The sequence below is a fragment of the Haloferax sulfurifontis genome, assembly GCF_014635105.1.
GTDB classification, from domain to species: Archaea; Halobacteriota; Halobacteria; order Halobacteriales; family Haloferacaceae; genus Haloferax; species Haloferax denitrificans.
Genome location: NZ_BMCI01000001.1, coordinates 490,380 through 511,080 on the forward strand (window position 1 = coordinate 490,380; position 20,701 = coordinate 511,080).

The 20,701-nt window shown below is 67.1% G+C and carries 19 protein-coding genes; 9 read left to right on the forward strand and 10 right to left on the reverse strand.

Translation table 11 applies throughout. The features are described 5' to 3' along the window. Positions 1–22: 22 nt before the first annotated feature. Positions 23–562: a hypothetical protein gene (locus tag IEV64_RS02670; RefSeq protein ID WP_007274532.1), complete on the forward strand. Its 540-nt coding sequence runs from the start codon at positions 23–25 to the stop codon at positions 560–562. Between the two features lie 66 nt (positions 563–628). Here the strand turns inward: IEV64_RS02670 and larC are convergent, their stop codons facing one another. After that, positions 629–2,080 carry a nickel pincer cofactor biosynthesis protein LarC gene (larC, locus tag IEV64_RS02675; protein WP_188423073.1) on the reverse strand — a complete coding sequence of 484 codons (1,452 nt, stop codon included), beginning with the start codon at positions 2,078–2,080 and terminating at the stop codon, positions 629–631. Positions 2,081–2,273: 193 nt separating this feature from the next. Here larC and IEV64_RS02680 point away from each other — a divergent pair, with 193 nt between their 5' ends. Next, positions 2,274–4,505, forward strand: coding sequence for a CDC48 family AAA ATPase (locus IEV64_RS02680; protein WP_188423074.1), 2,232 nt, complete (start codon positions 2,274–2,276; stop codon positions 4,503–4,505). 92 nt (positions 4,506–4,597) lie between these two features. On the opposite strand, the gene phoU is transcribed toward IEV64_RS02680, so the two are convergent. From phoU to IEV64_RS02705, 5 genes are all read right to left on the reverse strand, one after another. Continuing rightward, positions 4,598–5,278, reverse strand: coding sequence for a phosphate signaling complex protein PhoU (phoU, locus tag IEV64_RS02685; RefSeq protein WP_007274529.1), 681 nt, complete (start codon positions 5,276–5,278; stop codon positions 4,598–4,600). Between the two features lie 176 nt (positions 5,279–5,454). After that, positions 5,455–6,303, reverse strand: a complete 849-nt coding sequence (gene pstB / locus IEV64_RS02690; RefSeq protein WP_007274528.1) for a phosphate ABC transporter ATP-binding protein PstB — start codon at positions 6,301–6,303, stop codon at positions 5,455–5,457. A gap of 51 nt (positions 6,304–6,354) precedes the next feature. Continuing rightward, positions 6,355–7,983 carry a phosphate ABC transporter permease PstA gene (gene pstA / locus IEV64_RS02695; protein WP_188423075.1) on the reverse strand — a complete coding sequence of 543 codons (1,629 nt, stop codon included), beginning with the start codon at positions 7,981–7,983 and terminating at the stop codon, positions 6,355–6,357. 1 nt (position 7,984) lies between these two features. Beyond that, on the reverse strand, positions 7,985–8,944 hold the full coding sequence (gene pstC, locus IEV64_RS02700) for a phosphate ABC transporter permease subunit PstC (RefSeq protein WP_004969700.1): 960 nt from the start codon (positions 8,942–8,944) through the stop codon (positions 7,985–7,987). A 63-nt stretch (positions 8,945–9,007) separates the two neighbouring features. After that, positions 9,008–10,075 (reverse strand): PstS family phosphate ABC transporter substrate-binding protein, encoded by a 1,068-nt coding sequence (locus IEV64_RS02705; RefSeq protein WP_188423076.1) that lies wholly within the window; start codon positions 10,073–10,075, stop codon positions 9,008–9,010. A 346-nt stretch (positions 10,076–10,421) separates the two neighbouring features. Here IEV64_RS02705 and IEV64_RS02710 point away from each other — a divergent pair, with 346 nt between their 5' ends. Further along, positions 10,422–11,423 carry a phosphate uptake regulator PhoU gene (locus IEV64_RS02710; protein WP_004969697.1) on the forward strand — a complete coding sequence of 334 codons (1,002 nt, stop codon included), beginning with the start codon at positions 10,422–10,424 and terminating at the stop codon, positions 11,421–11,423. A gap of 162 nt (positions 11,424–11,585) precedes the next feature. Here the strand turns inward: IEV64_RS02710 and IEV64_RS02715 are convergent, their stop codons facing one another. Continuing rightward, positions 11,586–11,963: a 30S ribosomal protein S8e gene (locus IEV64_RS02715; protein ID WP_004969695.1), complete on the reverse strand. Its 378-nt coding sequence runs from the start codon at positions 11,961–11,963 to the stop codon at positions 11,586–11,588. Positions 11,964–12,092: 129 nt separating this feature from the next. On the opposite strand from IEV64_RS02715, the gene IEV64_RS02720 reads away from it, so the two are divergent. Together IEV64_RS02720 and IEV64_RS02725 are read left to right on the forward strand one after the other, a co-directional pair. Beyond that, entirely contained in the window at positions 12,093–12,539 is a 447-nt protein-coding gene (locus tag IEV64_RS02720) for a DUF2240 family protein (protein WP_007274524.1), read from the forward strand. 75 nt (positions 12,540–12,614) lie between these two features. Beyond that, positions 12,615–13,010: a DUF7993 family protein gene (locus IEV64_RS02725; RefSeq protein ID WP_188423077.1), complete on the forward strand. Its 396-nt coding sequence runs from the start codon at positions 12,615–12,617 to the stop codon at positions 13,008–13,010. Positions 13,011–13,039: 29 nt separating this feature from the next. Here the strand turns inward: IEV64_RS02725 and IEV64_RS02730 are convergent, their stop codons facing one another. After that, positions 13,040–13,699 carry an HAD family hydrolase gene (locus tag IEV64_RS02730; protein WP_007274522.1) on the reverse strand — a complete coding sequence of 220 codons (660 nt, stop codon included), beginning with the start codon at positions 13,697–13,699 and terminating at the stop codon, positions 13,040–13,042. A gap of 149 nt (positions 13,700–13,848) precedes the next feature. Here IEV64_RS02730 and IEV64_RS02735 point away from each other — a divergent pair, with 149 nt between their 5' ends. After that, complete coding sequence (locus IEV64_RS02735; RefSeq protein WP_007274521.1) at positions 13,849–15,123, forward strand: DNA double-strand break repair nuclease NurA; 1,275 nt, start codon at positions 13,849–13,851, stop codon at positions 15,121–15,123. A 42-nt stretch (positions 15,124–15,165) separates the two neighbouring features. Here the strand turns inward: IEV64_RS02735 and IEV64_RS02740 are convergent, their stop codons facing one another. Then, the gene (locus IEV64_RS02740) at positions 15,166–15,588 is read right to left on the reverse strand and encodes a DUF7113 family protein (RefSeq protein WP_007274520.1); all 423 of its coding nucleotides are present in this window, start codon (positions 15,586–15,588) and stop codon (positions 15,166–15,168) included. 134 nt (positions 15,589–15,722) lie between these two features. Between IEV64_RS02740 and IEV64_RS02745 the strand changes: the two genes are divergently transcribed. After that, on the forward strand, positions 15,723–17,708 hold the full coding sequence (locus tag IEV64_RS02745) for an ATP-binding protein (protein ID WP_188423078.1): 1,986 nt from the start codon (positions 15,723–15,725) through the stop codon (positions 17,706–17,708). A gap of 105 nt (positions 17,709–17,813) precedes the next feature. Continuing rightward, positions 17,814–18,248, forward strand: a complete 435-nt coding sequence (locus IEV64_RS02750) for a universal stress protein (RefSeq protein ID WP_007274518.1) — start codon at positions 17,814–17,816, stop codon at positions 18,246–18,248. Positions 18,249–18,289: 41 nt separating this feature from the next. On the opposite strand, the gene IEV64_RS02755 is transcribed toward IEV64_RS02750, so the two are convergent. Next, complete coding sequence (locus IEV64_RS02755; RefSeq protein WP_007274517.1) at positions 18,290–19,828, reverse strand: pyridoxal phosphate-dependent decarboxylase family protein; 1,539 nt, start codon at positions 19,826–19,828, stop codon at positions 18,290–18,292. 175 nt (positions 19,829–20,003) lie between these two features. Between IEV64_RS02755 and IEV64_RS02760 the strand changes: the two genes are divergently transcribed. After that, positions 20,004–20,672 carry a nitroreductase family protein gene (locus IEV64_RS02760; protein WP_188423079.1) on the forward strand — a complete coding sequence of 223 codons (669 nt, stop codon included), beginning with the start codon at positions 20,004–20,006 and terminating at the stop codon, positions 20,670–20,672. Positions 20,673–20,701 lie beyond the last annotated feature (29 nt).

The following is a 20,701-nucleotide window of genomic DNA, read 5'->3' on the forward strand; positions in this document are numbered from 1 at the left end:
ACCGACGCGTATCGCATGTCGCATGAGCACATCACGCAACCCTACGGTCGGGCGACGGACGTATCTGAAGGCACTCGGCGTCGGTGCGCTCTCGGTCGGCGCGTTCGCCGCGCCCGCGGCGGCGCACCGCGGGGCGCTCCAGCGCGAAATCGCGTCGGTCCGGGCGGCCACGTCGAAGTACGCCGACGTTCGGAAGGCCATCGAAGACGGCTACGTCCTCGAAAGTCCGTTCATCCCGGGCATGGGCTACCACTACGTGAACCACGACTACGTCATCGAGAACTACGACGACGAGGTCGACCTCACGAAACCCGCCGCGCTCGTCTACGGGAAAAACGAGGGCAACGGCAGGGAAACGCTCGTCCTCGGCGCGGCCGAGTACCTGTTCGACGAGATAGAGGCGTACGCCGGCCCGTTCCCGGACCTGTTCCACGGCGACGGCGACGACGGCATGTGGGGCTTCGCCGGCGGCCACTGGGGCCTCCACGCGTGGGTCCACGTGAACAACCCCGACGGGACGTTCGCGCCGTTCAACTCCCGACCGCAGTTCAACGAGAAGTGACCTGACGGGGCGGCCGCGAACGGTTTTTTCGGCGAAGCGTCTCGGGCGAAGAGCCCCGCGAACCGCTCACTCGGCGTCGTCCGACGCCACCGCGTCGACGGCGCGGCGCATGACCTCGCGGACCGGCAGGCCCGTCTCGTTCGCCACCGCCAGCGCGTCGTCGTACTCGGCGCTTCGGTCGTAGACGACGCCGTCGGCGTCGCTTCCGACCTTCACGCTCACCTCGTAGTCGTCGCCGTCGACGTCGAGCGTCGCCGTCTCGAACTCGCGGCGGGCGGTCCAGCGGTGGCCCGCGCCGTGCTCGCGGATTCCGAGCGTGCCCGTTTCGACCGCGAGGCGGTAGGCGACGCGCTCGGCGTCTTCCGGCCTGACGACGACCTTGACGAGGTGACCTGGGCGGGATTTCTTCATCGTCGTCGGGACGATGGTCACGTCGCGCGCGCCGGCGTCCTTCAGGGTCTCCTGAAGCCCGCCGAGGACCTCGGGCGTAGCGTCGTCGAGGTTCGTTTCGAGGACGGTAATCTCGTCGCGGACGAGCCGCGAGCCGCCGTCGCCGACGACCGCGCGGAGGACGTTCGGACGGTCCGAAAAGTCCCAGCCGCCGGCCCCGTAGCCGGACGACTCGACCGACATCGACGGGAGCGACTCGACGCCCTCGGCGAGGTGCGCGAGGATGGCCGCGCCCGTGGGGGTGAGCAGTTCGGCCTCGACGGGGCCGCCGCGGACCGACCAGCCGGCCGCCGCGGTGATGTTGACCACGGCGGGCGCGGGGACCGGGTAGGTCCCGTGGCTCATCTCGGTCTCGCCGCCGCCGACGGCGACCGGGCCGGTGACGACGCGGTCGACGCCGAGGTCCTCCAGGAGGAGACAGACCCCGACCACGTCGGCGATGGCGTCGTCCGCGCCGACCTCGTGGAAGTGCGTCGCGTCGAGGTCCGTGCCGTGGACCTCGGCTTCCGCCTCGCCGAGCACGCGGAAGATGGCCGTCGCGTCCTCGACGACGCCCGCGGGCAAGCCCATCGACTCGACGAGGTCGACCACCTCGGGGTAGGTCCGGTGCGGGCCGTGGCCCTCGGCGTGGGTGTGGTCGTGTGAATGGTCGTGGTCGTGTGAATGGTCGTGGTCGTGGGAGTGTGCGTGGTCGTGGGAGTGTGCGTGGTCGTGGGCGTGGTCGTGGTGACGGTACTGGTGTTGGTTGCTGTGCTCGTCTTCGTCGTCACCGTCAGCGTCGTCGGAGTCTCCCCCGTCGTCGCCGTCGCCGCTCTCGGGTTCGGGCTGGCGTCGGTGGTCGTCGCCGTGGCCCTCGCCGCGGGGTTCGCCCCCGTCGGCCTCCGCGAGGAGCACGTCCACCTTGGTCGCGAGGATGCCGTTTTTGTCGACCTCGTGGACGCGGTAGGTCACGTCGAGAGCGTCTTCGACGGGCGAGAGGACGGACGGGTCGGCACCGGCGGCGACGAGCGCGCCGAGGAGCATGTCGCCGCTGGCACCCATCCGGCCGTCGAACGCGAGGAGTCGCATGCGTGAACCGTCGTGTTCGAGCGTAAAAACGCCAGCCATCGACGCGCCGTCCCCTGTCCAGTCGGTAGGGATTAGTAGCCGCCCGCCCTACGGTGTGCTAGGCTGTAACCACGAGAGGACGGTGCCCCGGTCAGACCGGGGAAGGACTTATCCGATGGCCTCTCACAGGTATCAGCATCCCCGCGAGGTAATCATGAACGAAGTCCAACTCGAAGTGGCGAAAGCGTACCCGAACGACTCGGGGCGCGGCATCGCCCGTCTTGATCCGGACACCTTGCTCCATCTCAAGCTCTCGCCGGGAGACATCATCGAGATCGAGGGAGGAAAAACGACCGCCGCGAAGGTGTGGCGGGCAGACCGGCAGGACTGGAACACGGATACGGTCCGCATCGACGGGTTCACGCGGCAGAACGCCGACGTGGGCATCGGCGAGCGGGTCACCATCCGCAAGGCAGAGGCCACGAAGGCCGACAAACTCGTGCTTGCGCCGCCGGAGGAGGCGAGCGTGCAGTTCGGGTCCGACGCGGCCGGCATGGTCAAACGGCAGATTCTCAAGCGGCCCGTGGTCGAACGCGACATCGTCCCGGTGATGTCGAGCACGAACCACCCGTTTATGCGGTCGCCCGGACAGGCGATTCCGCTCATCGCCGTCGAGACGAAGCCCGACGGCGTCGTCCTCGTCACCGAGGACACCGACGTCGAACTCCGCGAGGAGCCCATCTCGGGCTTCGAGAAGGCCGGCGGCGGCATCACCTACGAGGACATTGGCGGCCTGACCAACGAGATTCAGCGCGTCCGCGAGATGGTCGAACTGCCGATGAAACACCCCCAGATATTCAAGAAGCTGGGCATCGAGCCCCCGCAGGGGGTGTTGCTTCACGGGCCGCCGGGCACCGGGAAGACGCTTCTCGCCCGCGCGGTCGCCAACGAGACTTCGGCGAGTTTCTTCTCTATCGCGGGGCCGGAAATCATCTCGAAGTACTACGGCGAGTCCGAACAACAGCTCCGCGAGATATTCGAGGACGCCAAAGAGGAGTCGCCGAGCATCATCTTCATCGACGAGCTCGACTCCATCGCGCCCAAGCGCGAGGACGTGACTGGCGAGGTCGAACGCCGCGTCGTCGCCCAACTCTTGACGATGATGGACGGGCTCGAAGCCCGCGGACAGGTCATCGTCATCGCGGCGACGAACCGCGTCGACTCGGTGGACCCCGCGCTCCGCCGCCCCGGTCGGTTCGACCGCGAAATCGAAATCGGCGTGCCCGACGAGGAGGGCCGCAAGGAAATCCTCCAGATTCACACCCGCGGGATGCCGCTTTCGGACGACGTGGACCTCGACGACCTCGCCGACGACACCCACGGTTTCGTCGGCGCGGACATCGAGGCGCTGACCAAGGAGGCCGCGATGAAGGCGCTCCGACGCTACCTCCCCGAGATCGACCTCGACAGGGAGGACATCCCGCCGAGCCTCATCGACCGCATGGTCGTCAAGAACGACGACTTCGGCGGCGCGCTCGGCGAGGTCGAACCCTCGGCGATGCGCGAGGTGCTCGTCGAGATTCCGAAGGTCACGTGGAACGACGTCGGCGGGCTCGAAGGGCCGAAACAGAAGGTCCAAGAGAGCGTCGAGTGGCCGCTGACCACGCCCGAGAAGTTCCAGCGGATGGGCATCGAGGCCCCGAAGGGCGTGCTCCTCTACGGGCCGCCCGGCACGGGGAAGACCCTGATAGCGAAGGCCGTCGCCAACGAGACGAACGCGAACTTCATCTCGGTGCGCGGCCCGCAGCTGCTGTCGAAGTGGGTCGGCGAGTCGGAGAAGGCGATTCGGCAGACGTTCCGCAAGGCTCGGCAGGTCTCGCCGACCATCATCTTCTTCGACGAGCTCGACGCGCTCGCCCCGGCCCGCGGCAACGACATGGGTAACAACGTCTCCGAGCGCGTCGTCAACCAGCTCCTGACGGAGTTGGACGGCCTCGAAGACGCGGGCAACGTCATGGTCATCGCGGCGACCAACCGCCCGGACATGATCGACCCCGCGCTCATCCGCTCGGGCCGGTTCGACCGCCTCGTGCTCATCGGCCAGCCCGCAGAGGAGGGCCGCGAGCAGATTCTCGACATCCACACGCAACAGAGCCCGCTCGCGCCCGACGTGAGCCTCCGCGAAATCGCGGAGATAACCGACGGCTACGTCGGCTCCGACCTCGAATCCATCTGCCGCGAGGCGGCCATCGAGGCGCTCCGCGAGGACTCCGACGCCGAGGAAATCGAGATGCGCCACTTCCGCAAGGCGATGGAGTCGGTCCGCCCGACCATCACCGAGGAACTGATGCGCTACTACGAGGACATCCAAGACCAGTTCAAAGGCGGCTCCCGCGAGGGGCTGTCGCCCGACACCCGCGACGGCGGCCGCATCGGCTTCCAGTAAGCCGGACGGTCGGCGCTCTGCGGTCGTGTCTTTCTCTCGTTTTTCGAAGAAGCGAGCGACGCGTCACTGACGCGTCGGCGTGAGACGCCCGCTCAGAACAGCAGTGAGTCGTCGTTGTCTATCATGTAGAGCGTCCGCGCCGCGACGTTGACGGCGTGGTCGCCGATGCGTTCGAGGTCGCGCACCGTAAGCAGGAGTCGGCGCACGTCCACGAGGGCGCTTTCGGGGTCGAGGTCGCCGTCGCCCTCGAAGTCGTCGCCGGTCATGAGGTCGCGGACGATGCTCTCCGAGGCGGCGTCGCACATCGCGTCGAGGTCGTCGTCGCGCTCGGCCACGGAGCGACAGAGGTCGGTGTCTTCGGTCTCGTAGGCGTCCATCGCCTGGTCGACCATATCGAGGGCGGCGTCGCCGATGCGGCGGATGTCGACCTCCGCGTACACGTCGTTTTCGGCGTCGATGGCGTACTGCGCGAGGTTGGTCGCGAGGTCGCCGATGCGTTCGAGGTCGGTGATAATCTTGAACGACGCCGCGATGAACCGCAGGTCGCCAGCGACCGGCTGTTGGAGCGCCAGCAGGTCGATGCAGTCCTGTTCTAAGTCGAGGTAGATGCGGTTTATCTCGTGGTCTCCCTCGATGACTTCCTGTGCCTTCCGCTCGTCTTTGTCTTCGAGCGCGTCGAGGGCGAACCGGACCCGTTCGGCGGCGAGTTCGCTGAGATACAACACGTCCTCTTCGAGCTGATTGAGGCGAGACTGGTACGTGTTTCTGGCCATACGTGACGTTCCGACAGGCGAAGTGAAATTCCTTGTGATGGTTCCGGTGGTCGAGTCGGCGGTACGTCCCGAACGACCGTGTCGAATGCGCGACGGCGGGGCGCGGGCGTCGCTCCGGGGGCGCGAATCGAACGGCTCGCAGAAGCGACCCGAGAGCGCGCGAGCGCGGACGAGGACTATCCGAACTTGCCGGTGATGTAGTCTTCGACGCGCTGGCTCTCGGGGTTCTCGAAGATTTTCTGGGTGTCGTCGAACTCGACGAGTTCGCCGCCGGTGAGGAAGACGGCGGTCTTGTCGGAGATGCGCGCCGCCTGTTGCATGTTGTGCGTGACGATGACGACCGTGTAGTCCTCGGCGAGCTCTTCGACGAGGTCTTCGATCTGGGAGGTCGCCACGGGGTCGAGCGCCGACGCCGGCTCGTCCATGAGGAGCACCTCGGGGTCGGTGGCGATGGCGCGGGCGATACAGAGGCGCTGTTGTTGGCCGCCGGAGAGGTCGAGTCCGGACTCGTGGAGGCGGTCTTTCACCTCGTCCCAGAGGGCGGCGCGCTTGAGCGACTCCTCGACGACCTCGTCGTAGTCGGCGTCGATGCCCTGAATCTTCAGGCCGTAGACGACGTTCTCGTAGATGCTCTTCGGGAACGGGTTCGGCTTCTGGAACACCATGCCGACGCGGCGGCGGAGAGCGACGGGGTCGACGTCGTCGTCGTAGACGTTCTTGCCGCGGAGCGTGAGCCGACCCTCGACGCGGGCGACGTCGATGAGGTCGTTCATGCGGTTGATACAGCGAAGGAACGTGGACTTCCCACAGCCGGAGGGACCGATCATGGCGGTCACGCTGTTTTCGGGGATATCCATCGTGATGTCGGTGAGCGCGTGGTCGTCACCGTACCAGACGTTGATGTTCTCCGAGCTGATGACGGTCTCGGCGTCCCGACTCACCGAGTTCGCCGACGCAGAGAGCCCGTCGCTCACGTCGGTTTCGACGAGCATCTCGTCGTTCGTCGGGTCCTCTGTTCCGTTCATGGCTTGCTGTTCTCCCTCGGGTGCTTTGTCTCTTTGGCTCATTGGTAACGTTCAGTTTCCACTTTCGAACTTGTTGCGCAGGACGATGGCGATGGAGTTCATCGCGAGGAGGACCGCCAGGAGGACGACGACGCCCGCCGGGACGGCCTTCGTGTAGAAGTCCTCGCTGGCGAACAGGCTGGACCACGCGTACACCTGCAGGGGCATCGCGCTCACCTTCGAGGTGAGCTCGGTCGGCAGGGTGAAAAGGACGTTCGGCGCGCCGATCATGATGAGCGGCGCGGTCTCGCCGATGGCGCGGCCGAGCGCGAGGATGGTCCCGGTCAGGATGCCGGGGAACGCCTCCGGGAGGACGACGTTCTTCACGGTCTGCCAGCGCGTCGCGCCCATGCCGTAGGACGCCTGCCGCATATCGCTGGGGACCGAGCGAATCGCCTCGCGCGAGGAGATGATGACGATGGGCAAGATAAGGAGCGCGAGCGTCGCGCCGCCGATGATGACCGTTCCCGTGGGCTGGCCGAGATAGGTGACGAACACGCCGAGCCCGAGCAGGCCGTAGACGACCGAGGGGACGCCGGCGAGGTTCGAGATGTTAACGTCGATAAACCGGGTGAAGGCGTTGTCGGGGGCGTACTCTTCGAGGTACACCGCCGCGCCGACGCCGAGCGGGAACGAGAGGGCGGCGACCGTCGCCATCAGCAGGATGGAGCCGCCGATAGCCGGGTAGAGACCGGCGTTCTCCGCGGACCCGCTGTGGGCGCTCGTGAGGAACTGCCAGTCGACCCACGACTGCGGGCCGGCGAAGCCGAGCGCGTCGACCGCGGCCGCGCCGACGAGCGAGCCGCCGATGACGACGGCCGCGAGCAGGAGGCCGATTCGCTCCCGTTCGCGGGTGACCGCCGCGCCCCCGGCGTAGGCCACCGTGGGAACGAACGCGACCGACGTGACGACGGCGGCGGCGTTCGCGTCGACGCCCAGTGCCGGGCCGACGACGGCCGCGAGACCGGTCAGGAGGAGCGCGGACGCGCCCGCCGCGAGGCCGGCCGTGGTGTCTTCGCGGATTCGAGCGACGTACTGGCCGACGACGACCGCGGCCACGCCGCCGAGGACGAGCGTCAGAATCATCCAGTCGGCGGGGACCACGGGAAGTTGGCGGACGATTTCGGGGATACTGTGGAAGTAGCCCGGAATGCCGACGAGCGAGAGGACGAACGCGGCCCCGGTCGCGGCGACGCGGAGGGTGAACGGAATCTGCTGTTCGTACTTCGTCAGGACGACGACGAGCGCCGCCGGCACGAGGAGGCCGACGACGTACGAGAGGCCGGTCAGCGGCGGGATGATGTCGACGAAGACGATTGCCACGCCGCCGCTGAACAGCAGGGAGACGGCGAGCATCCCGACGACCATGCCGCCGAGTTTGAGCGCCGGCACGTTGCGCCGGGCGAGGTAACCGCCGACGACCGCCGTGGGGACGACGAGCGTCAGGAAGAAGGTGAGATGCCAGCCGAGGTCGGCGGTGAGCGGGCGAATCGCGTCGTTTGCGACGTAGACGAGGAGGACGGCGAGCGTGACGATGCCGAACATCGTCGCGGCCAAAAGCAGGTACCGGAAGATGGTTCCGGTGGTTCGACTGACCTGTCCGAAGCCGTCGATGTAGCCGGAGTCGGTGTCGGTCGCCATCTCAGTAGGCCTCCCGGTAGCGCCGCGAGACGTAGTCGCTGATAACGTTCATGATGAGTGTGATGACAAAGAGCACGAGGCCGATGGCGAACAGACTGCGGTAGGCCAGCCCGCCGCCGGTGATGTCACCGGTGAGAAGCTGGACCATCGCGGCGGTCATGGGCAGCGCGCCTTCGAGGTACGACGCGGGGTTCAGCGGGTTGAGGAACTTCGCCTGCGCGCCCGCGGCGACGGTGACGGCCATCGTCTCGCCGATGGCGCGCGAGATTGCGAGGATGAACGAAGAGAAGATGCCGGACAGCGCGGCGGGAACGACGATGCCGGTCGACACGTCGAACTTCGTCGCGCCCATGCCGTAGCCCGCCTGCCGGAGTTCGTCGGGGACGGCGGACATCGCGTCCTCGCTGATGGAGGCGACCATCGGGATGATCATGATGCCGACGACGATGCTCGCAGACAGCATGTTGAACGTCCCGATGTCGGGGAAGACGACTTCCAGCGCCGGGGTGATGTAGATGAGCGCGAAGAAGCCGTAGACGACGGTCGGGACGCCCGCGAGGATTTCCAGCGCGGGCTTGAGAACCGACCGAGCCTGCGCGCTCGCGTACTCGCTGAGGTAGATGGCGGTCGCGACGCCGAGCGGGAGCGCGATGACGGCCGACCCGATAGTGACCATCAGCGTCGCCGACACGAGCGCCAGCACGCCGAACTCTTGGCTGTGTATCTGCCACGTGGTTCCGGTGAGGAAGTCGACGATAGACGCCGTCTCTCCCGTCACTCCCATCAGCGAGGCTGTCAGCGTGAAGAACTTGGACGCCTCCGTGATGAGGAGCCCGACGATACTGAGGGTCGTCACGACGGACAGCGCCGCGCACAGGAAGAAGAACGACCGCGTCAGTAGCTCACGCGGCGCGTTCTCCGTGTTCCGCGTGAGGTCGGTTTCGAGGTCATCTGTGCTCATTGGTTGGATTGAATCGTGGTGTATGAAAAAGCGCTTCGTTAGCTGATTCTGTCGAGAAAGCGGCTAGTTAGCTTCCTCGATGGCGGCGTTGAGGGTGTCGAGCATCTCCTGTTGCTCGTCCTCGCCGAGCGGGACGTAGCCGACCTCGTCGGCGACGATTTCGCGGCTGGTGGAGTTCTCCATCCAGTAGCGGGCGAACTCGGCGATGTGGTCCTCCGCGAGCGACTCGCGGGCGAGGTAGGTAAACAGCGGGCGGGAAAGCGGGTTGTACTTGCCGGACAGCGCCGTGTCGAGCGACGGTTCGACGAACTCGCCGGCGTCGTTCTCGATGGGGACCGCCTGCACGGAGTCGGTGCTCTCGCTGTAGTACGCGAAACCGAGATAGCCAATCGCGTACTCGGAGCCCTGGACGCCCTGGATGATGGTGCGGTCCTGCTCGGTCGCGGAGTAGTCCTGGCGGTGGCCCGGGCCGTCCTCGCCGATGATGGCCTCGATGAAGTAGTCGTAGGTACCGGAGGCGTCGGTGGGACCGTAAATCTCGATTTCCTCGTCGGGCCACTCGGAGTTGACGTCCGCCCACGTCGTCGGGGCCGACTCGGCCGAGAAGATGGTCTGGAGCTGTTCGGTGGTGAGGCCCTCGCCGATGAAGTCGTTGTCGTTGTTGACGACGACCGTCAGGGCGTCGGTGGCGACTTTGAGTTCGACGGGCGTCACGTCGTTGCTCGCGCACTGTTCTTCCTCGTCGGGCTGAATCGGGCGCGAGGCGTTGTTGAAGTCGGTCTGGCCCGTACAGAAGTAGTTCGCGAAGCCGCCACCGGAGCCGGTGGACTGGAGGTTGATGTTGACCTCGGAGTGCTCACTCTGGAAGCGCTCGCCCATCGCGGTCGCGAGCGGGAACACCGTCGAGGAACCGGCGATGTCGATGGTTCCCGAGAGCTCGTTGCTCCCGTCGCCCGACGAGTCTGTTCCCTCGGAGTCGCCGCCGGAGTCGCCGCCGGAATCGCCGCCGGAGTCTCCACCGGAGTCGCCGGTGTTGTTCTCCGTACACCCGGCGAGTCCAGCGAGACCGGTCGCGCCCGAGGCAATCAGGAACTTACGCCGCGAAAGAACGCTGTCCGAGTTACGCGTCATCGATTTTGAGGAGCCGATTTTTGCGTAAATACCCTGCTATGACGACTATATAGTGATACATTCCGGTATGTCCCCAACGAATGGTAACGTGTGACAAGAACGGGTCGAAACCGGCGAAAACAGACGATTACCCCATCATAGGCCGTTTCGTGTGCGAACTTTCTCCGATATGTCAGGAAATTCGGGGCTCGCGGGCCGACGGACACGGCGCGAGATGACTACTGAGTGAGCGTCGTTTCGCCTCCGAACCGTCACGAGTCGCGTTCGGTCACGTCCACCACATAAAAACTGAGCTCGATATATAGAGATAGACAGTTTTATTGTGTATTGAGGACCACCCACGGACATGGTCGAAACCCGAAAGGTGCAGGTGACGGGCGGTTCCACCTACACCGTCTCGATTCCTAAAGACTGGGCGACGGACAACGGCGTCTCGGCGGGGAGCGAAGTCGAGTTCTACCCGGAGGGCGACTCGCTGTTCTTGACGCCCCGCTCGGAAGAAGAACGCACCGAGGGCACCCTCGACATCGCGACCCTCGAAGGCGACGAGCTCACGCGCGCCGTCATGACGATGTACGTGAGCGGGTTCGACATCATCGCCCTGGAGAGTTCGCGCATCACGACCGACCAGCGCCGGACCATCCGCGAGGCGACCCAGAGCCTCGTCGGCCTCGAAGTGCTCGAAGAGACGCGCGACCGGGTCGTCATCCGGGACCTGCTCGACTCCTCCGAGCTCTCCATCCACAACGCGGTCACCCGGATGCGGCTCATCTCGCTTTCGATGCTCGAAGACGCCATCGCGGCCATCGCCGAGCAGGACGACGACATGGCCCGCGACGTCATCCAGCGCGACGACGACGTCGACCGCCTCTGGATGGTCGTCTCCCGCATCTTCCGGGCGACGCTCCGGACCCCGAAGGCCGCCGAGGAACTCGGTCTCCCCCGCGAAATCTGCTTCGACTACCAGTCCGCCGCCCGGCAACTGGAGCGCATCGGCGACCACGCGACCAAAATCGCCCACCTCTCTTTGAACTTCGAGGAGCCGGTCGACGACGAAATCGTCGAGGCGATTCAGGCGCTGTTCGAGGAGGCGAAGGCCGTCGTCAACGGCGGGATGGACGCGCTGTTCGCCGAGGAGAGCGACGAGGCGAGCCGCCTCGCCAACGAGTCCCGCGAGGCCGTTCAGGCCATCGACGCGAGCGCCCGCGGCATCGACGAACTCCTCCGGGACCTCGACCCGGCGCGCGCGCAACTGCTCGGCCTCATCGTCGACTCCGTCTCGCGGAGCGCCGACTACGGCGGTAACATCGCCGAGACGGCGCTTCAGAAGGCCGCGCCGACGCCCTGACGCCCTGACCGGCCGACCCGCCGGTCGGTCCGTCGCGCGGTTCGATTCGGTATCGTCCAGTCTCGTTTTCGACTTCGACCACACACCCCCGCGAGCGACGGCCGCGGGGCTCACGGGGATAAACAGTCGGACCGCGCCGAAACGACGACGCGGGGAGAGAACTTACTCTTCGTCGACGACGACGGCGTTGACCTGTCCGTCCTGACCGGGGCGGGAGGTGACGCGGGCGCGGCCGGCGCTTGTGTCGATGATGGAGCCCTTCGTGATGATGTTCCGGCGGGCGTAGTTGACGTTCGACGGGTTGTCGACGACGCCTTCGATGTCGGCCTGCGTCACGTCGGCACCGTCTGCGACCTGCGCGACGTTCGTCGAGAGGGCGCGGAGCTTCTCGTTGTTCCCGCGGGAGTCGATAATCTGGAACCGGGGCTCGCCGACCGTCGTGGCGGCGGGTTCGCGGCCCAGCTGGTAGCGCTTCTTGTTTCGGGACGGCTTGCGCCGACCGCCGGTCCGCTTCCGCTTGGAGCGTCCTTGGTCCTTCATACGGGGTAAAAACCTCGGTGACTACTTGAATCGCTCGAATCGGTGCTCGGCGGAGACGGGTGCCACCACGTCTCTCGGAGGCGATGGCAACGCAAACCGTTTAGTTCGCCCGCGCCCGCCGTCGAACCGATGAGTCTCGACGTCACCGTCGCCGTCCCCTTCCGGCAACACGGCTCGACCCGCCTCGGCGAAGGCGAGTTCGTCGTCGCCCTGTCGCTCGACCGCGACTGGTTCTCCCCGGACCAGGCCAAGCGCCTCATCGACCTCGCGGCGGGCCGCGGCCTCGTCGAACGCGACGACGGCGAGGTTGTCGCGACGTTCGACCCCGCCGAGGTGCAGATACCCGAGGAGTTCGAACCCGACGCCTCCGTCCTCCGCGAGCAGTCGGCGTTCGAGCAGATTCTCGACGCCTGCGTCGCCGCCGGCGTCGAAAAGCAGGCCGCCGTCGCCGGCATCAACGAGCGGCAGTCGCGGCTCGGGATCACCGCCGAGGCCGCCGCGGTCCTCTTCGCTCGCGCGAACGACGTGAACGTCGACGACGCGGCCGAGAAGGCAACGCGCTCGCTGGCCGAGTAGCGCCCAATCTCTCTTTTCCGCCTTCCGCCCGCCGCGAAGCGACACCCCGAAACCGTCCGGGCGCGAACGCCCGGCATGGTCGTCGATTCGCTCTCCGACGGGACACGCATCGCCCAACTGCTCGCCTCGGAGGTCACGGGCCACGAGGACGCCTTCTCGGTTCTCTCCGTCGTCGACGCCGACGCCGACGTGGAACCGACCGACGACGGCGCGCTCGCCTACGCGGTCGCCGCCGACGGCGAGCGCGTCGCCGAGGTGTACGTCCAGCCCGACCGCGCCCGCGTCGAGTTCATCGCCCACCCCGACGTGACCGCCGACGCCGCGTCCGAAGCGGGGCTTCGCGTGCGCCCGAAGGCGGTCCGCCCGCCGCGGACGCTCGTGTTCGTCGAGGACGGCGCGCAGGTGAAGTGGACGCTCCCGGCGTTCCGCGCGCTGGTCGCGGCGCTCGACGCCGGGGACCGCGAGGAATAGAGGAGAGAGCCGGCCGTCGCGCGACCGGTTCAGAGGTCCGCGACGAGTTCCGGAAGCGCCGTCGGCAGGTCGTCGTGGTGGATGTGCGCGACCGCCCGCGGGTCGGGGTCGTCACAGCCCTTCCCGAGCACCTGCACCGGGAGCATCCCGGCGTCGTGCGCGCCGGCGATGTCGTGGTGGACGCTGTCGCCGACGTAGACGGTCTCGTCGGGCGCGGTTCCGAGGCTGTCGAGCAGGGCCTCGAACGCCCGCTCGTCCGGCTTGCCGGCGGGGAGCGCGCCCGTCACGAGGGCCGTATCGAAGTGGTCGCGCCACCCGAGTTTGTCGATTTTCGCCTCCTGGGCCACGACCGGCCCGTTGGTGAGGAGGCCGACGCGGTAGGTCGTCCGCAGGCCGGCGAGCATCGCCTCGACGCCCTCGACGGGGACGACCGCGTCGGTGATTCGCTCTCTGTACGCCGTCGCGACGCGCTCCGGGTCGACGGGGGAGCCGTGCTCGTCGAGGAGGGCCTCGAAGATGGGCGCGCGGGTCTCGCGCGTGAGGTTCTCTTGGTGTGCCCGGAGATACGCCTCTCGGGTCAGCGGGGGCGCGCCCGCCGCCGCCGCCGCCTCCGAGAGAATCGTCTCGCGGTCCCGCGTCGGCACCGCGAGTGTGTAGTCGAGGTCGAACCCGACCGCGCTGACTGACATCGTCGGTGAAGCGTTGGCAACGGAGCGGTATGAGCGTGCCGGGACCTGTCGAGGGGACGAGCCGTCCCGCGCCTGCTCGCGTCGGCCCCGTCGGGGTGGCTCCCACCGACGACGACAACCACTATACTTGTCGGCGACGACGGCGAGGTATGACCCTCGACCCCGTCCACGTGGACGACATCGCGTCCATGGCGAGCACCATCGCGGACTCGGTCGACGACGCCGACTACGACGACCTCGCGCGGACGGTCTGGGAGTCGTGGCTCGACCCCCTCGAATCGCCCGACGGGGGACCCCCAATCGTCGAACCGCTCGGCGAAAAACAGCTCCACGCCGCGGACATCGACGACGTGGCGCTCACGGAGTCGCCGTTTCCGACCGTCCACGGCCTCGACTCGGGGACCATCAACCCGACGACGTTCAAAAACGGGCTCGTCCTCGACGTGGCCCACGCCGCGATGGCCGCCGAACCCTCTGACCTCGACCTCCACCGCCACCGCTCTATCGTCATGGCGGCGCACACCCACGACCCGGTTCCCTTCTTCGACACCGACGAGTGGCTCCACTCCGACGAGGGCTACGGCCGGCGGCGCGTGCTGAGCGTCCCGCGGGTCAACCGCTACGCCGAGGGCGTCGTCCACGCGCTCGCGCTCTACCTCGCCGAGAGCGCCCACGCGCTCGAACACGCCGACGCCGTCGCCGACCTCCTCATCCTCGACGGGCCGGTGTACCCGAAGGAACTCCTGAACTGGCGCGACCGCGACGCCGAACTGAAGGACCTCGCGCGCGACGCGAAGCCGAAGGCCGTCGTGGAGAACTACGTCCGACTCGTCGAGCGCTTCGTCGAGCGCGGCGTCCCCCTCGCCGGCTTCGTGAAGAACCCCGGCGCGAAACACGTCGTCCGCACGGTCAGGAAACAGCTCGACGGGACAGACGCCGGCCGGCGGCCGTGGGTCGACGACGCCGCCTTCTTCGTCAACCTGCTCGAACGCCGGGAGGGCCCCGACGGCGACGAGCGCCGCACCGACGAACTCACGTTCACGAGCTGGTTCGCCTCGCGCGGCGGGTCGGACCGCCAACTGAGCGCCGAGGGCGAGGCGTTCGGCATCGAGCGCAACCTCGACCCCGAAGCGTACACGGTGACGTTCTTCGTGCTGTACGACCCCCGAACCGACGTGTGCTACCGGGTCGAAGCGCCCTACGCGTTCACGAAGGACCCGGAGACCCGGGCGGATCTAATGCACCACGTCGTCCGCGACGTGGCCGCCACGCGCGGGCCGCCGCTGGCGGTCGAGAAGGCGGACGAACTCGCGCGGGTGAGCATCGGCGAGAAGGCCGCGCTCAGGCGCAAACTCTCCGAGAAACTCGACTCGGACCCGATGAAGAGCTACGACAACATCCGCTGGGTCGACGCCGACGAGTGAGGCCCTCTCGCGAGAGGGCGCAAAACGAGTCGGTGGCTGGCCTCAGCGCGACGCGTCCGACGCGTCGCCCTCGGGAGAGCCCTCGTCGGCGGAGCGGCCCGCCGCGTCCGACTGTTCGTCCTCCGGCGTCCCCTCCTCTTCGGGTCGGACGACCTCGACCCGCACGTCGTCGGCGGGGACGCCGACCCGCGCGAACTGCGTCCTGACGTGTTCTTTCGCCGCCGACAGCGCCTGCTCGCGGGTGTCGAAGCCGCGGGGAAGCGGCGTGTCGAAGGCGACGCGAATCGTCCGCCCGTCGATTTCGGTCTCCGAGCCGCCGCTTTCGACCTCGTAGAACTCGTCGCAGACCCAGACGTAGGGGGCGTCCTCGTTCGGCGCGCCGCGGTAGGTCGGCGCTTGCTCCCCCCGTTCGAATATCGTGCCGGTGAGTGCCGTGCCGCCGCCGTGACCGCGGACCAATAACATAGCCGGGCTAGGGGCGCGACACGGAAAAGTCGTACGCGACGGCCCGAGACCGCGGGATACGGGACCGCCCGACACGGGACCGAGCGCCGTCGCCGACGCGTGGCTTTTTACTCGCCGCCCGCAAGCGTTGGAACATGACCGACCTGGGGGACTTCAGCGACTTCGCCGGCGACGACCCCGACGACTCGTCGGACGCGGGTCAAGAGGACCGAGGAGCCGAAGCCGCCGGAAACGGGCGCTCCGAACCCGCCTCGGAGGGCGAGAGCGCGACCGCCGCGAGTTCGGCCGACGGGGACAGCGTCGACGGCGACGGTGTCGAAACCGACCGCGACGGCCGCGACGAACGCCGCGGCGGCGGTTCGACCGATACGACCAGCGCGGCCGGCGCGACCGACGACGCGGACGACCTGCAGTTCGACGAGTACGACGCCGACCCCGTCGGCGACGAGCGGGGCGTCGGCGCGATTGCGGTCTCGCCGGGCCTGCGCGTGTCGGAGGACCCAGACCGGACGGCGCTCCGGGCGTTCGTGACCGCGGGCAACCGCGAGCGCGTCCGCCTCGGGAAGTACCTCGTCGTCCCCTACCCCGACGACGAACTGCTGTTCTGCCGCATCGTCGGCCTGGAGTACGCCCAGGAGTTTCAGGCCGACGACGCGACGGAGATTCACGCCCGCCGGGCCATGCGCCGCCCGGCCGACGAGTTCGAGGAGCGCGATTTCAAGTTCATGTCCGAACTCGAACCCATCGCCGTCCTGTTTTCCGACCGCGGCGAACTCAAGCGTCGGATGGTCGACCGCGTGCCGAAACCGCAGGCGACGGTCGGCGAGGCCACCGACGCGACCCAGATTAAGACCGGCCTGAAGATACCCGAGGCGGGCGTCTTCCTCGGCCACCTCTCGGTCGGCGGCGAGAAGGTCCGGACCGCGGCCCGGCCGCCGACCATCGACTACCGACTGAAAGACGACTACACCGACGGCGACCCGCTCGTGTTCCGCCACACGCTCGTCGCCGGCGGCACCGGGTCGGGCAAGACCCACGCCTCGAAGAACATCCTGCGGCAGTACCTCTCGGGGGAGCGGAGCTACGAGATGGACGACGGCCGCGAGGTCGAGACCGCGGTCGTCCAGTTCGACCCGCAGGACGAGTACGCCCAGATGCACGACGACAACCCGGACATGGACGCCGAGACGGCCCGACGCTACGAGCGCGAGGGCGTCGCCCACGGCGGCCACGACGACACCGTCGCGCTCGTCCCCAAGATGGCCGGGTCGTCGTATCCGGGCGCGAACCACCGCGCCGAGCAGTTGGAGTTCACCATTCCCTTCTCGATGGCGCGGGACCTCCCGTGGCTCGTCGCCGGGAGTAGTCTCAACGACAACCAGTACCCGGCGCTCGTCGAGCTCCTGAACCGCTTCTTCCGGAACTACGGCGACTCGGGGACGTACAAGCAGTTCCTCCGGTTCCTCGACGACCCGGCGCTGAAAGAGGAGCTCCACGAGTCGGGGCGGGTCCACGAGGCGACCTTCGACGCGGTGAAGCGTCGGGTCCGCGGCGTCCCGAGCGGCGTGTTCGATCAGGACGCCCGCCCGATAACCGAACTCGACCACCAGCTCGTCCGCCCGGGCGGGCTGACGGTCGTGCCGACCTACCACCTCTCGTCGAGCCGGGCGAAAGAGCTGTTCGTCCTCGCGGTGTCGGCGCTTCTCATCGACGACAAGCTCTCGAACGACCCGTCGAGCGACCGCATCAAGGAGACGCCGGTCGTCCTCGGGATGGACGAGGCGCACAACTTCCTCACCGACGCCGACTCGGTGCAGGCGCGGAAGGTCATCCAGAAGTTCACCGAGGCGGCCAAACAGGGCCGAAAGGAGCGCCTCGGGCTGTTTCTCATCACGCAGGACCCACAGGACATCGCCGACCCGGTGTTCAAGCAGGTGAACACGAAGGTCGTGCTCAACCTCGGCGACGAGGACGCCATCAAGAGCGTCAACATCCCGCCGAACCTCGAAGACAAGGTGCCGTACATGGAGAAAGGGCAGATGGTCGTCTACTCGCCCGACAACTCGGAACCCGTCGAACTGACGGGGCTTTCGACCTGCGTGACGCGACACGGCGACTGACGGCCGCGACGCGGCGCGCCGACCGCAGTTCATCCGGGTCGGGGTGCCCCCGACCCGGCGCGCTCGCCGGGCGGCTTTTTAGCGGTCGGCCGAGTAGTCCGCGACATGGCCGAACACGTGCTCGTTCCGACCGACGGGTCGCCGCAGTCGGTCGCCGCGGTTCGCTTCGCGGCCTCGGAGTGGCCCGCCGCCGAACTCACGCTCTTGAACGTCATCAACCCCGCCGACGCCGACTACAGAGAGCGGGCGCTCAGCGGCTCCGAAGAGTGGTTCCAAGCGGAGAAACGAAAGGCGAGAGAGACGTTCGCCGAGGTGAAAGCCGAGGTCGGAATCGTCGACGCCGACAGGGCGGTGACCGACCGCATCGAAGTCGGCAGTCCCCAGAAGGTCATCGTCGAGGTGCTGGGCGGCGACGACGCCGACTACGACCACGTCGTGATGGGGAGCCACGGCCGGACCGGCGTCTCGCGCATCCTGCTCGGGAGCGTCGCGGAGGAGGTCCTCCGGCGGTCGCCCGTGCCGGTGACCATCGTCAGATAGGTTCGGAGCGATTCGAGAGCGGACGACTCGTCGGAGACAGGCTACCTCGCAATCTCGAACGTCTCTCGGAGCGTCGCGTCCTCACGTTCGCCGATGTCGCGAAGCGTCTCGAACGTGCGGTCGATATCGTCGGTCGTGGTTCGGTGGCTACAGATGGACAATCGAAGGACCGTCCTGTCGTGTATCGACGTCGTCATGACGAACGCGACGTCGCTGAGTTGGATTTCGTCTGCGATTCGCTGGTTGAGCGCGTCGAGGTACTCATCGACTGCGTCGTGGACGTTTGCATCCGCCGCGGCGGCCATCTGGAGGTCCGGTGGGGCGTACTGGAACGAGTACAGGTACAGGTTCGGTTCGTGGAGTGCCACGAAGTCGTCGGCGTCGCGGACGCGGGCGTCGAGGTGCGCCGTACACTGAACAGTCTGTGAGAGACGCGCCCGGTATCCTTCGACACCGAGGTGTTTCACACTCATCCACACCTTCAGCGCCCGGAAGCCACGCGACATCTGCGGGCCGAGTTCGTAGTAATCCAGTCCCTCGTAGGGGGTTCGAGCTGTCCCCTCCAGGTAGGAGGCGTGCATCGCGAACGACCGTTCCATCGCCGAGGGGTCACGCACGAGGACACAGCCGCACTCGTAGGGGATTGACAGCCACTTGTGTGGGTCCAGCGTGACCGAGTCCGCGCGGTCCAATCCGGCGTACTGCGGGCGCTTCTCGGGGAGCATCGCGCCGACTGCCCCGCACGCACCGTCGGCGTGGAACCAGATATCGCGTGCTTCGCAGACGTCAGCAATCGCCTCCAGCGGGTCGATTGCGCCGACGTTGATGGACCCGACCTGCGCGACGACGCAGAACGGCACGTCGCCGTCGGCCTCGTCACGGTCGAGTCGCTCGGCGAGGGCGTCCACATCCATCGTGAAATCGTCGTGACTCGGAACGAGTCGAACCGCGTCCGCGCCGAGGCCGAGGAGTTCTGCGACTCGGTAGATAGACGAATGCCCCTCGTGGTCGGACATGTATATCGTGAATCGCCCCGGGCGGTCGTCCGCTTGGAGGCCGCGAGATTTCGTATCGTACCCCGCCGTCGAACGGAGGCCAGTGAGAATCCCCGTCAGGTTCGCCATCGTTCCTCCGCTCGTGAACAGGCCACCGCAGTCGGTGGGATAGCCGATCATCTCGGCGACCCACTCGATAGTCTGCCGTTCGATTTCGGTCGCCGCCGGTGCCGGTTTCCACCCGCCGGCGTTCACGTTGACCGAGGCGGCGAGCGCGTCCGCGAGGACGCCCATCGTCGTCCCGGAGCCCATGACGTACCCGAAGTACCGCGGCGAACCCACGTGCGTCGAGTTCGGGAGAATCCGCTCCGGCCACGCGTCCAGAATCTCGCGTGGAGGTTGTCCCCTCTCTGGCAGTGGTTCGTCGAACACCGACTCGACCACGGACTGCGGTTTGCCCGGAAAGACCGGCAGTTCGTCTACGTGTTCGAAGTACTCCGCGATGATGTCGACCGTCCGATAGCCGAGGTCGCGAAACTCGTCGGGGTCGAAGTCAGATGGGTGGGCGTCTGCTGTGGCGACCATGCTAGACAAACGCACTCACGTACGATAGCCGTATCTCGTTGTGTCGGTTCGCCGGCACCAGTAACACGAGTGTAACCTGATGAAATGACTGGAACGAGAACTGCGAACACACCGGAATCGGCCGATTCACCCGGATTACAACGCCCTATCTGTACGCCGTCCGTCCCGGGAATCGATGGAGTTCACAGAGGTCGTGACGACCCGCCGTTCGATTCACGAGTACGCCGACGAGTCGATCGGCGACGAGACCCTCCGGACGATTTTCGAGAACGCCGTACAGGCCCCGTCGAGCTACAACCTCCAGCCGTGGGAGTTCGTCGTACTGCGCGAAGACGAAACCCAACAACTGCTCCGCGAGGCGGCCTACGACCAGGAACACGTCACCGGAGCCGCCGCGTCCGTCATCGTGCTCGGCAACAAGGACCCCGAGGCGCACGCCGAGACCGTCGCCGACGACATGCTGGAGAAGGGCTACCTGCCCAACGAGGAGGTCCGCGACGGCATCCTCGAAAACATCGCCGGCATGGCCAACCTCCCCGAACAGGAGCGCCGCGTCTGGACCGTCCGCTCGACGTCGCTGGTCGCCATGTCGCTCATGTACGCCGCGTGGGACGAGGGCGTGGCCTCCTGTCCCGTCGGCGGCTTCGACGCCGACGCCGTCCTCGACGCGTTCGACATCGACGGCGAGCGCTACGAGCCCGTGATGCTCCTGACGATGGGCATCCCCGCCGACGACGCCGGCGAGTTGCGGGCGGAGCGCAAATACCGCCGCCCGGTCGACGAAGTCGTTCACTTCGAAGGCTTCGAGGAGCAGTCGGCGGAGCCCGCGCCCGCGGACGACTGAGCTATCGACGCCGACGACGCTTCCGACGA